Below are 12,637 nucleotides of genomic sequence, written 5' to 3'. Positions count from 1 at the left end.
TCGACGTCCTTCATTACTCGATCACCCGCGGGACCAGATAAAGGCCGCCTTCCACGGCCGGAGCGATGGCCTGGTAGGCGTCGCGCTGGTTACTTTCGGTGACCGCATCGGCACGCAGGCGCTGGTGGGTTTCCAGCGGATGGGCCAGCGGCTCGATATCAGTGGTGTCGACCGCCTGCATGCGATCGATCAGGCCGAGGATGTTGTTGAGGGTCTCGGTGGTGCGGGGCAAGTCGTCTTCATTCAGACCCAGACGGGCCAGATGAGCGATCTTTTCCACCTCGGAGCGTTCAAGCGCCATCGGAATTCTCCAGCGGGAAGCGAATCGGGTGCGCCTTCCGTCGGCAAAGGGCCGACGTCAGAGCGGCAGGGTCGAGCCGCGGCAGCGGGCGTTCGAGCCCGGAAAAGCCGTCAATCTTACATGCCTGGTGGTGTTCTCGGTAGCACGGCTGCGGCTTGTCGGGTGTACTGTGGTTTTTCTTCGCTGATCGCTTTTTCGCGCAGTGGCTCACGTCTGGCCAGACAAGCATGGACTCGCGCCTTGCCCTAAGTTCGCACCATTGTTAGAGTTTGCGGCACTTTTTTCCCCACGCGTTTGCCCCAGGGCCCTTTTCCCATGTTCAAGAAACTGCGTGGCATGTTTTCCAGCGATTTGTCGATCGACCTGGGCACTGCCAATACCCTTATTTACGTGCGCGACCGCGGCATCGTCCTGAACGAGCCGTCCGTGGTGGCCATTCGTACCCATGGAAACCAGAAAAGTGTCGTCGCCGTGGGCACCGACGCCAAGCGAATGCTCGGCCGTACGCCAGGCAATATCAACGCGATTCGCCCGATGAAAGACGGCGTGATCGCCGACTTCAGCGTTTGTGAAAAGATGCTGCAGTACTTCATCAACAAGGTTCACGAAAACAGCTTTCTGCAACCCAGCCCGCGCGTTCTGATCTGCGTGCCCTGCAAATCCACTCAGGTCGAGCGCCGTGCAATTCGCGAATCGGCACTGGGCGCGGGTGCGCGTGAGGTCTTTCTAATCGAAGAGCCAATGGCAGCAGCCATTGGTGCCGGTCTGCCGGTCGATGAGGCGCGTGGTTCGATGGTCGTCGATATCGGCGGTGGTACCACGGAAATCGCACTGATCTCCCTCAACGGCGTGGTCTACGCCGAATCCGTGCGCGTCGGTGGCGATCGTTTCGACGAATCCATCGTCACCTATGTGCGCCGCAACTACGGCAGCCTGATCGGTGAATCCACCGCTGAGCGCATCAAGCAGGAAATCGGTACCGCATTTCCGAGCACCGATATTCGTGAAGTTGACGTCCGCGGCCGTAACCTGGCGGAAGGTGTGCCGCGTAGCTTCACCCTTAACTCCAATGAGGTGCTCGAAGCGCTGCAAGAATCCCTGGCAACTATCGTTCAGGCGGTCAAGAGCGCGCTGGAGCAATCGCCGCCGGAATTGGCGTCGGATATTGCCGAGCGTGGCTTGGTACTGACTGGTGGTGGTGCGTTGTTGCGTGATCTCGATAAGCTGCTTTCCCAAGAAACCGGCCTGCCGGTAATTGTCGCCGAAGAGCCGTTGACCTGCGTCGCGCGCGGTGGCGGCCGGGCATTGGAAATGATGGATCGTCACGCCATGGATCTGCTGTCCACGGAGTGACTTACAAGCGGTAAGCTCCAAGCGCAAGCCGAAAGCAGGGCCACACTCTGCTCTCGGCTTGTCGCGTTTAGTTTGAAGCCTGCAGCTGCGAGGACCCGTCAATCAAACCACTATTTGCCAAAGGACCCTTGCTCGGAGTTCGCCTGCTGGTGCTCTCCGTGCTTTGTGTCGCGCTGATGGTGGTCGACGCGCGCTTCGAGACGTTGAAACCCGTGCGCAGCCAGATGGGTCTGGTACTGACGCCCTTCTACTGGCTGGCCGATCTGCCGGTACGCACTTGGCAGCGTGCAACCGAGCAACTCAGCAGCAGCACCAGTCTGGTTGCTGAGAATGAGAAGCTGAAAGCCGAGGCGTTGCTCATGCAGAGACGCCTGCAGAAGCTGGCGATGCTGACCGAGCAGAATGTGCGCCTGCGTGAGCTGCTCAACTCTGCTGCGCTGGTCGATGACAAAGTGATCATCGGCGAGCTGATCGGCCTCGATCCAAACCCCTTCACCCACCGTATTCTCATCGACAAGGGCGAGCGCGACGGCGTCTTCCTCGGTCAACCGGTGCTCGATGCCAGTGGATTGATGGGCCAGGTAGTCGAGGTCATGCCCTACGCCGCCCGCGTACTGCTGCTGACGGACGTGACCCACAGCATTCCTGTGCAGGTCAATCGCAACGGTCTGCGAGCGATCGCGGTCGGCACTGGCAGCCCTGATTATCTCGAGTTGCGCCATGTTGCCGAGACGGCAGATATCAAGGAAGGCGACTTGCTGGTCAGTTCGGGATTGGGGCAGCGTTTTCCCAGTGGCTATCCGGTCGCCCAGGTCACCGAGGTGGTGCGGGGCTCGGGGCAACCCTTCCTGATCGTGCGTGCTATTCCCACTGCGATGCTCAATCGCAGCCGCTATCTGTTGCTGGTCTTCAGCGATTCGCGGACACCGGAGGAGCGTGTCACCGCTGCTGCCGAAGCTCAAGAGACGGCCGATCGCGAAGCCGCCGAGCAGGCAGCACCAGCTTCCGTTGAAGCTGCATCCGAGCCGGAAACCCCCGCAGCCACTCCGGCGACGCCAGAAGTTACGCGGCCGAGCGCTGAGGAGCAGCCATGATCAGCGGGCGACCGAATAACGGCTGGGTCATCTGGTTATCACTGTTGATAGCGTTGTTGCTCAGCGTGGCGCCCATGCCACACAGCATCGGGCTGGGGCGCCCGCTCTGGCTCGCCATGTTCATCGCCTACTGGGCAATCGCCTTGCCCCATCGTGGCGGCATGGCCGTGGCGTTCTTCTTCGGGCTGATGCTCGATGTGCTGTCCGGCACGCTGCTGGGGCAAAACGGCCTGCCGTTGATATTGATCACTTTTCTAGTGCTCAACCTTCAGCAGCGCCTGCGTATGTTCCCGCTATTGCAGCAAAGTCTGGTGCTGCTGGTGATTCTGGGAATCGGGCAGCTGGTGCAGCTGTGGCTCAATACGCTGACGGGTAACCGCCCGCCGACGCTTCTATTCCTCGTTCCTGTGCCGGTCAGCGCGTTGCTCTGGCCTTGGGTCTTCGTGGCCCTGCAATGGGCGCGGCGACGTTTCGATGTCTACTGACCTCCCTCTGCGATCAGCGCGAGTTGCTTCCGAGCGCCGCCCGGATATGCGAATCTGCTTCGATAGTTTTATGTCCAAGGAGCAGGTATGCCCGCATTGTTTCTCGCCTCCGCGTCGCCCCGGCGCCGTGAACTGCTGACGCAAATCGGCGTTCCGTTTTCCCTTCTCTCGGTCTCCATCGACGAAACACCCGATCCTGCGGAGCCGCCGGACGTTTACGTACAGCGTCTAGCCCGAGAAAAAGCCCTGGCGGGCCTGGCCCTGCTCGATGATGCCTCGGCGTGCGTGCTGGGTGCAGACACCACGGTAGTGCTGGATCAGCGGATTCTCGGCAAGCCGATGGATAAACAGGATGCGCTGGCGACGCTGCAGGCCTTGTCCGGGCGTGAGCATCAGGTGCTGACGGCCGTTGCGTTGGCCAGCCAGACAGGTTGCGTGGTGCGCCTGGTGAGCAGCCGAGTACGGTTCCGATCGATTCGGCCGGATGAAGCCGAGGCCTACTGGGCCAGCGGCGAGCCGCAGGACAAGGCGGGTAGCTACGCCATTCAGGGTTGGGGTGCGATCTTCGTCAGCGCGCTGGAGGGCAGCTACTCCGGCGTGGTCGGTCTACCGTTATGCGAAACGGCACAACTGCTCGATGCCTACGGCCTTGAGTACTGGACTAAAAGCTCCGTCTAGAGCCTGTGGCTTGGCGGCGTATGCCGTTAGAATCGAGCCCACTCGTCAGCTTCGGCTGCTGTCAGGCCCATTGAGAAACGAAGTCTTGCCAACGCAGGTGATTTTTCAGCAGCCTGGCACCCACTGCCATCGGCCGAGAACAACAATGAGCGAAGAAATTCTGATGAACATCACCCCCATGGAATCACGGGTGGCGGTGGTGGAAAACGGTGTCCTGCAAGAGGTGCACGTTGAGCGCACCCAGCGTCGCGGCATCGTTGGCAACATCTACAAGGGGAAGGTCGTACGGGTGCTCCCCGGTATGCAGGCGGCTTTCGTCGATATTGGCCTGGAGCGTGCGGCATTCATCCATGCTTCGGAAATTTCCAGCCGGGAAGGCAACGCGGTCGAGCCCATCAGTGCGCTTGTTCATGAGGGGCAGGCGCTGGTCGTGCAGGTCACCAAGGACCCGATCGGAACCAAGGGCGCGCGGCTGACGACACAATTGTCGATACCCTCGCGCTACCTGGTCTACATGCCCAAGACCAGCCATGTCGGAATCTCCCTGCGCATCGAGGAAGAAGCCGAGCGCGATCGTCTCAAGCAGGTGGTTGCCGAATGCGTCGCGGCCGAAGGCATCAAGGAAGCCGGCGGGTTCATTCTGCGTACCGCTGCCGAGGGTGCCGGCAGCGACGAAATCCTAATGGACATTCGTTACCTGCGTCGCCTGTGGGAGCAGATCGACGGCCAGATGAAAGCCGCCGGCGCGCCCTCGATCATCTATGAAGATCTTTCGCTGGCCATGCGCACCCTGCGCGACCTGGTCAATCCGCGTATCGAAAAGATCCGTATCGATTCGCGAGAAAATTTTCAGAAGGTCAGCCAGTTCGTCGGCGAGCTGATGCCGGAGCTGAGCGAGCAGCTCGAACATTACCCCGGCGAGCGGCCGATCTTCGATCTGTACAGTGTCGAGGATGAAATCCAGAAGGCGCTCGAGCGCAAGGTCATGCTCAAGTCCGGTGGCTACCTGATCATCGATCCGGCCGAGGCGATGACCACCATAGACGTGAACACCGGTGCCTTCGTCGGCCATCGCACGCTCGAGGAAACCATCTTCAAGACCAACCTCGAGTCCGCCACCGCCATTGCGCGTCAGCTGAGGCTGCGCAATCTCGGCGGGATCATCATCATCGACTTCATCGATATGGAAGACGAGGAGCATCGCCGTCAGGTCCTGCGCACACTGGAAAAGCAACTGGAGCGCGATCACGCCAAGACCAACATCATCGGCATCACCGAGCTGGGTTTGGTGCAGATGACACGCAAGCGCACTCGCGAAAGCCTCGAGCAAGTGCTGTGCGAACCCTGCGAGTGTTGCCAGGGACGCGGCAAGCTGAAAACGCCGGAAACGGTCTGCTACGAGATATTCCGCGAGATTCTCCGCGAGGCGCGCGCTTACCAGCCCGAGGGCTATCGCGTACTGGCGAACCAGAACGTTATCGACCGGCTGCTCGACGAAGAATCGGGCAATGTCGCCGACCTCGAGAGTTTCATCGGCCGTTCGATCAAGTTCCAGGTAGAGACCATGTATTCACAGGAACAGTACGACGTGGTGTTGCTCTGACTAGGGTCTGTTGCCGTTTTGCTGCGAGCCGCGTTGCTGCGCCAAATCTCGCCAGGCAAGGCGCGGGACGCAGATAATGGTCGCTCCCTTACCAAGTCCCGCAACGCCGCATGGCGAGATTTGCCGTGCAACCCGTAGGGACGGGCCGGTTTTTGTGCGATACGGCGTTTCTCGTCGCTTATTTGGAACGGCCAAACTGCGCGACTCGTGCGATCTCCATGGATGGAGTGAATGCCGCAAGCCCGCCGGGAGCGGGCGCGGCCTTGTCTCGCGCAAAAACCGGCTCCGTCGCGGCCGCGACGAAACGGGAACAGACCCTAAATGCCAGCCTGGCCATGTTGGCCCGGATGATTGGAGCGCATCCGTATGAGTCGGCTCCTTGCCTTTGTCCTCGCATTCTTGCGCCGCAGCCTCTGGCTGGGTGCGATCGGCCTGGTGCTGCTTGCTTTTTATGTGAGCCTTGGCCGCCAACTGGTGCCGCTGGTGGCGGAGTATCGACTCGAGGCGCAAGACAAGGCGCGCGAACTGCTGAACATGCCGGTAGCGCTAGGAAAACTGGAAGGTCGTTGGGAGGGTTTCTCGCCACGGTTGCTGGCGCACGACGTGGTGCTTGGCGAAGGCGACGCGGCGATGCGTCTGGATCGCTTGGCTCTGGTGCCCGACCTTGTCGGCAGCCTCTTGTCTCGGCAGCTGCGGCTGAAAAGCGTGGCGTTCACTGGCGTCCATCTAAGTCTGGTGCAGGATGCGGAGGGCAGGTGGCGTGTCGATGGATTGCCCGAGCGTAGCGATCAGCCGCCTGCCGATCCACAGAAGCTTTTGACCGAATTGCAAAAAATTGGGCGTCTGTTGCTGCTCGACAGCCAGATCACTCTTGAGGCGCACGCCGAAGCGCCGCTGACCCTGACCTATGCCAATCTTGAACTGCGCACCGCAGGTGACAGCCTGCGCCTGGACGGGCGGGTGTTGTTGCCAGATGGCCAGCCACTGAGCATGCGTGCGCAAGCGCGGGTGCGACCGAACGACTGGAGGGACAGTGAGGCACGGCTCTACCTCAGCCTGCCGCAGAGCGACTGGGCCGCCTGGATGCCCGCGAACCTGACCGGCAACTGGAACATTCAGCAGCTTCAGGCTGGGGGTGAAATATGGCTCGATTGGCGCGAACGTCGGTTGGCCCGCGCGGTTGCGCGATTGAGCGTGCCGGCACTGCGAGTGGGCCAGCTGGAGCGCGACCCGATCCAGGTCGAGGATCTATCGGTGAATGCCTATATCGACCGATCGGACCAAGGCTATCGATTGCAGCTCGATGGGCTGGCTTTCACCTTCGATGACGACCGCTGGCGAGACACGGCGGTGGTTGTCCAGCAGGATATCGCCGAGGCTCGCTGGCGCATGCAAACCGATCGCATTCCGGTCGCGCCGGTGGCCGAGTTGATCCATGCCTTGGCGCCGCTGCCCGATCAGGCGAGCGAGTATCTGCTCGGGCTGGCGCCGAGCGGAACGCTGCGCAATCTGCAAGTGGACTATCGCCCTGCGGCGCCACGTGTCGAGCGCTTGGCATTCACCGCCAATCTCGATGCGGTCAGTATCGCCGCGCACAAATGGATTCCTGCGGTGCGCAACGTCAGTGGCGCGGTGCAGGGCAATCTCGGCGGGGGCGAGCTGCGTTTCGACAACCGGGACTTCAGTCTGCACCTGGCTGAACTGTTTCCGAATCCCTGGGACTATCGTCGTAGCCGCGGCAGTCTCGTCTGGACGCTGGATGATCAAGCCTTCACGCTCGCCGCACCCTATTTGCAAGTCGAGGGCGAAGAGGGGCGCATCGCTGGCGATTTCCTGATCCGCCTGATGCGCGATCCGGAGGCCGAGGACTATATGGATCTGCGCGTCGGTATCCGTGACGGGGATGCTCGCTATACGGAGAAATACCTGCCGACGCGCTCGCCAGCCTTGAGCCCGGCGTTGAGCGAGTGGCTGAATACGGCGATTCGCGGCGGGACCGTCGAGCAGGGCTATTTTCAGTATCAGGGCGCGCTGAACAAGGGTGCGGCCGATACTGCTCGCAGCCTGAGCCTGTATTTCAAGGTGAAGGATGCCGAGCTTGCCTTCCAGCCCGGCTGGCCCGTGTTGCGTGAGGGGCGAGGTGAGGTATTGATCGAGGACAGTGGGGTGCGGGTACGCCTTGCCGAGGCGCGCATGCTCGACAGTCGTGTACATGACGCCACAGCCGAAATTCCGCATAGCCAGAATGGCCAACCGCCGTGGCTAAATATCGAGGGACAGGTCGACGGCAATCTGCGAGACGCGCTGACAGTGATGCAGATGGCACCGATCGGCACCGCCGATCTCTTCGCCGGGTGGCACGCTGACGGACCTTTGAGCGGAACGCTCAATCTTGATATCCCGCTGGCAAAGGGCGAGCGCCCAAGGGCCGTCGTGGATTTTTCCAGCTCCGATGCTTCGCTTTTCGTTGCACAGGCGGATCTGCAGTTCGAAGGATTGGGTGGTGAGTTTCGCTATGACAGCGAGCGCGGCTTCAGCGCTGCGGAGCTCCATGGCCGCACCCTTGGCAGTCTTGTGCGCGGCAAGGCCATCGCCACCCGGCAGCCGGGTAAGCCCTCCACACGGATCGAGGCCACCGGCACGGTAGCGCTGCCGCGACTCCTGGCCTGGCGGAAGATTGAACAACCTGTGCCCGCATCCGGCGAGCTGCCGTTTCGGTTGAGCCTGGTTCTGGATGGCGCCGATAACCGTCTCCAGGTGGATTCTTCACTGCTGGGTACAGCGTTGGCGCTCCCGGCGCCATTCGGCAAGACGGTCAACGAACGGCGCGACACCACGCTGCGGATGACGCTAGGTGGCGAGCGCCAGAATTACAGCCTTCGGCATGGCGCGCTGGCGGCGCTGACCTTCGCCGCGCCGGCCGATAATTGGGCCGAGGGTGGCGGTGAGTTGGTGTTGGGCGGCGCTGCTGCGAATCTGCGCAGCGATCAGGGCTTGTACGTGCGCGGAAAGATACCGCTGCTCGATCTGGGAGAATGGCAGGCATTATCGAACGACTACGGCAGCGCTTCGCAAGGCCAGCAGGCCACCTCACTGCTGCGCCGCGCTCAGCTTGATATCGGGACGTTCACGGGGTTCGGCGCTCAGGTCGACAATCTCGGCGTGGACCTGCGGCGCCTTCCGGCTGGCTGGTCGCTGGGGTTGGACAGCCGAACCGTCGCCGGCACCGTTCGCCTGCCGGATAGCGACAGCGAGCCCATCGTGCTGGATCTGTCGCGCCTGCAACTTCCCGCGGCAAATCCAGACAAGCCCCAAGGAACATCGGAAGATCCGCTGGCTGCCGTCGATCCGAAGAACCTGCCAGCGATGGATATTGCCGTGGCCGAGGTGCTGCAGGGCGATCAGCCGCTGGGTGCCTGGGCGTTGAAAATGCGCCCGGCGGATAATGGCGTCGAATTCTCGGAGCTGAATCTGGATCTCAAAGGACTCAAGATCGGCGGCAAGGGTGGCTGGAGCGGCTCGCAGAGTTGGTACAAGGGCAGGCTCGGGGGTGCCAATGTAGCTGATGTACTTCTGGCCTGGGGGTTTGCGCCTTCCACCACCAGCGAATCCTTTCATCTCGACGTGGACGGCAACTGGCCTGGATCACCAGCATCCTTCAGCTTGCAGCGGCTTTCCGGCCGGCTCGATGGCAGGCTGCGCAATGGCCAGCTGCGCGAGGTAGACGGTAGCGCCCAGGCGCTGCGGGTCTTCGGCCTGCTCAATTTCGCCTCCATCGGCCGGCGGCTGCGGCTGGATTTCTCGGACTTGTTCAGCAAAGGTCTGAGCTACGATCGAATCAAGGCCGAGCTGGTCGCTACAGACGGGGTTTATGTGACGTCGCAGCCGCTGACGGTTACCGGGCCCTCGAGCAATCTGGAGCTGGATGGCCGGGTCGATATGGTCAATGACCGGATCGACGCCAAGCTGCTGGTCACGCTGCCGGTCAGCAATAACCTACCACTGGCTGCGCTGATCGTCGGTGCGCCGGCCATCGGTGGCGCCCTGTTCGTCGTCGACAAGCTGCTGGGTGACAAGTTCGCACGCTTCGCCAGCGTTCAGTACAACGTTGAGGGGCCATGGCGAGCGCCGAAGATCACGTTCGATAAACCTTTCGAACAGCCCAACTGAACATTTTTTGCAGCGTGCGGCTCTACGCCGCCTAGGGTTTCAAGCATGACTTTTGCTGTGATCCAGATGGCCAGTCAGGCCGATATACAAGCGAACCTCGTCACTGCCAAAAAGCTGCTGGAGCAGGCTGCCGATTCCGGTGCCCGACTGGCCGTGTTGCCGGAAAATTTCGCTGCCATGGGCCGCACCGACCTACCGGCGGTCGGCCGGGCCGAAGCCGAGGGCGCTGGGCCGATACTCCCGTGGTTGAAACAGGTCGCACGCGACCTCAGGTTATGGATAGTGGCCGGCACGCTGCCGCTCCCTCCGGATGATCGACCGCAAGCGAAGGTCCGGGCCTGCTCGTTACTCGTCGATGACCAGGGCCAGCGCGTTGCGCGTTACGACAAGCTGCATCTGTTCGATGCCGAAGTCAGTGATGCACGTGGCCGTTACCGTGAGTCAGATGATTATGCCGCGGGCGAGCGGCTGGTAGTGATCGATACACCGGTCGGCCGGTTGGGGATGACCGTTTGCTACGACCTGCGCTTCGCCGAGTTGTATTCGGCCCTCCGCCTGGCTGGTGCTGAGCTGATCAGCGCGCCTTCGGCCTTCACTACGGTAACCGGTCAGGCGCACTGGGAGATGTTGGTCCGCACGCGGGCCATCGAGACGCAATGCTATATGCTGGCCGCAGCGCAGGGAGGAGAACACCCTGGCGGACGACTGACCTACGGGCACTCGTCTATCGTAGATTTTTGGGGCCGCGTGCTGAGCGAACAGGCGACAGGCGAAGCCGCACTGACCGCCGCCCGTGACACGGCCGAGCAGGCTGCGATGCGCCAGCGCATGCCGCTGCTGAGCCATCGTCGTTTCACCGCGCCCCGTATCGCATCGCGCACTTTGGAGTAGATATGAGTGAACTGCTGTTACCTGTCACCGAGCGCCTGCTGACACCGGGCGGGCTGGGTATCGATGATTTACCGGGCTTGCTCGGCGAACTGGCCGGCCCTGGCATCGACGCGGCGGACTTGTATTTCCAAGACCAGGTCACCGAGTCTTGGATGCTGGAAGATGGCATCGTCAAGGAAGGTAGCTTTCACCTGGAACAGGGCGTTGGCGTACGAGCGCTGTCTGGCGAGAAAACCGGCTTCGCCTACAGCAATGCGATCACCGCCGATGCGTTGCGCCAAGCAGCTGAAGCGGCTCGCTCAATTGCCCGTGGCGGCCACCAAGGGCGTGTCGAGGTGCTTTCGAAGGCTGCGTTTGCGCCGCTGTATAGCCAGAACAATCCGCTGGATGGACTCGACCGTGCGGAGAAGGTCGAGTTGCTCAAGCGTATCGACGTCGCCACGCGGGCGCTGGATCCGCGAATCAAGCAGGTCACGGTAAGTCTGGCAGGTGTTTGGGAGCACATTCTGGTGGCAGGGTTGGATGGCGGCATGGCTGCCGACATACGGCCGCTGGTGCGCTTCAACGTGAGCGTCATCGTCGAGCAGAACGGGCGTCGCGAGCGCGGCGGGCAGGGCGGCGGCGGACGTACCGGATATGAATACTTTCTCAACGAAGACCGCGCGATGGGCTATGCCCGTGAGGCGCTGCGACAGGCGCTGGTGAACCTCGACGCAGTGGCGGCACCGGCCGGCACGCTACCGGTGGTGCTTGGTCCCGGCTGGTCTGGCGTGTTACTGCACGAGGCAGTCGGCCATGGGCTTGAAGGCGATTTCAATCGCAAGGGCAGCTCGGCCTACAGCGGCCGTATCGGGCAACAGGTCGCTTCGAAGCTGTGCACCATTGTCGATGACGGCACGCTGGCCGACCGTCGCGGCTCGCTGAGCGTCGACGACGAAGGCACACCAACCCAGTGCACGACCTTGATCGAGAACGGAATACTCAAGGGCTATATTCAGGACAAGCTCAACGCTCGACTGATGGGCGTAGCACCAACCGGCAATGGCCGGCGCGAATCCTATGCGCACCTGCCGATGCCACGGATGACCAATACCTACATGCTGGCGGGCGAAAGCGACCCGGAAGAGATCATCCGCTCGGTGAAGAAAGGCATCTATTGCGCGAGCCTTGGCGGCGGGCAGGTGGACATCACCAGCGGCAAATTCGTGTTTTCCACCAGCGAAGCCTATCTGATCGAGGACGGCAAAATCACCGCGCCGGTCAAAGGAGCTACGTTGATCGGCAATGGCCCGGACGTGATGAACAAGGTTTCGATGGTCGGTACCGACCTGGCGTTGGACAGCGGTGTCGGCACCTGTGGAAAGGATGGGCAGTCGGTGCCGGTCGGTGTTGGTCAGCCGACCCTGAAGATCGACGGAATTACGGTCGGAGGGACGGGTGCGTAAAGCGGCTGCAGGCCGGCACGGTGGGCGCTTTGCCTGCCGCCTGAAGCTTGTAGCCTGAAGCTGCTTTCAACGCAGTCCGCGCTGTGTCTCGTCCAGCCCGCGGATGTATTTGAAAATTTTGCGGCTGGCCGCTGGCGGCTTGTTCCGCGCTGCTTCGTGCTGGGCATGGCGAATCAGGCTGCGTAGCTGTTGGCGGTCGGTTTCGGGGAATTCGGTAACGAAGGCTTCGAGGGTTTCGTCGTTGCCGGCGATCAGGCGGTCGCGCCAGCGTTCCAATGCATGGAAGCGTTCGTTGTATTGGCGAGTGGATGCGTCGAGTTGGTCGACCAGGGCCAGGATGCCTTCGATGTCCTGATCACGCATTAGTTTGCCGATGTATTGCAGGTGGCGTTTGCGCGCGATATTCGCGGTGTGCTTCGGCGCATCGGCCAGCGCCTTGCGTAACGCATCGGTGAGCGGCAGGCGATCGAGCACGTCGGACTTGAATGTGGTGAGGCGCTCACCCAGGTCCTGGAGTGCGTGCAGCTCACGCTTTACCTGGGTTTTGCTTTTTTCCTCGAAGTCGTCGAGATCGGAAATATCAGACATGGGGCTGGTCCAGTAGGAAATGCCGCCAT

General features: G+C 61.6%; 10 protein-coding genes. 8 read left to right on the top strand and 2 right to left on the bottom strand.

Features of this window, described 5'->3' with window-relative positions:
- Window positions 1-13 precede the first annotated feature (13 nt).
- A complete protein-coding gene (gene gatC / locus AC2LD7_RS04055) occupies window positions 14-301 on the bottom strand; it encodes an Asp-tRNA(Asn)/Glu-tRNA(Gln) amidotransferase subunit GatC (protein ID WP_484596571.1) in 288 nt (95 codons plus the stop codon).
- Between the two features lie 315 nt (window positions 302-616).
- Here gatC and mreB point away from each other — a divergent pair, with 315 nt between their 5' ends.
- From mreB to tldD, 8 genes are all read left to right on the top strand, one after another.
- The gene (gene mreB / locus AC2LD7_RS04050) at window positions 617-1,654 is read left to right on the top strand and encodes a rod shape-determining protein MreB (RefSeq protein ID WP_484596570.1); all 1,038 of its coding nucleotides are present in this window, start codon (window positions 617-619) and stop codon (window positions 1,652-1,654) included.
- Window positions 1,655-1,782: 128 nt separating this feature from the next.
- Entirely contained in the window at window positions 1,783-2,748 is a 966-nt protein-coding gene (gene mreC, locus AC2LD7_RS04045; protein WP_484596569.1) for a rod shape-determining protein MreC, read from the top strand.
- A complete protein-coding gene (mreD, locus tag AC2LD7_RS04040) occupies window positions 2,745-3,233 on the top strand; it encodes a rod shape-determining protein MreD (protein WP_484596568.1) in 489 nt (162 codons plus the stop codon). Before mreC ends, mreD begins: the two co-directional genes overlap by 4 nt.
- Window positions 3,234-3,320: 87 nt before the next feature.
- Window positions 3,321-3,911 (top strand): Maf family protein, encoded by a 591-nt coding sequence (locus AC2LD7_RS04035; RefSeq protein ID WP_484596567.1) that lies wholly within the window; start codon window positions 3,321-3,323, stop codon window positions 3,909-3,911.
- A gap of 145 nt (window positions 3,912-4,056) precedes the next feature.
- Window positions 4,057-5,514 carry a ribonuclease G gene (gene rng, locus AC2LD7_RS04030; RefSeq protein WP_484596566.1) on the top strand — a complete coding sequence of 486 codons (1,458 nt, stop codon included), beginning with the start codon at window positions 4,057-4,059 and terminating at the stop codon, window positions 5,512-5,514.
- A gap of 366 nt (window positions 5,515-5,880) precedes the next feature.
- Window positions 5,881-9,684, top strand: a complete 3,804-nt coding sequence (locus AC2LD7_RS04025) for a YhdP family protein (RefSeq protein WP_484596565.1) — start codon at window positions 5,881-5,883, stop codon at window positions 9,682-9,684.
- A gap of 45 nt (window positions 9,685-9,729) precedes the next feature.
- Window positions 9,730-10,575, top strand: coding sequence for a carbon-nitrogen hydrolase family protein (locus AC2LD7_RS04020; RefSeq protein WP_484596564.1), 846 nt, complete (start codon window positions 9,730-9,732; stop codon window positions 10,573-10,575).
- A gap of 2 nt (window positions 10,576-10,577) precedes the next feature.
- Window positions 10,578-12,020, top strand: a complete 1,443-nt coding sequence (gene tldD, locus AC2LD7_RS04015) for a metalloprotease TldD (protein WP_484596563.1) — start codon at window positions 10,578-10,580, stop codon at window positions 12,018-12,020.
- Window positions 12,021-12,086: 66 nt separating this feature from the next.
- On the opposite strand, the gene yjgA is transcribed toward tldD, so the two are convergent.
- A complete protein-coding gene (gene yjgA / locus AC2LD7_RS04010) occupies window positions 12,087-12,608 on the bottom strand; it encodes a ribosome biogenesis factor YjgA (protein ID WP_484596562.1) in 522 nt (173 codons plus the stop codon).
- Window positions 12,609-12,637 lie beyond the last annotated feature (29 nt).

The organism is Stutzerimonas sp., assembly GCF_982611455.1.
The sequence above is the reverse complement of the archived record's forward strand: the minus strand, read 5'-3'. Positions and strand labels throughout refer to the sequence as shown.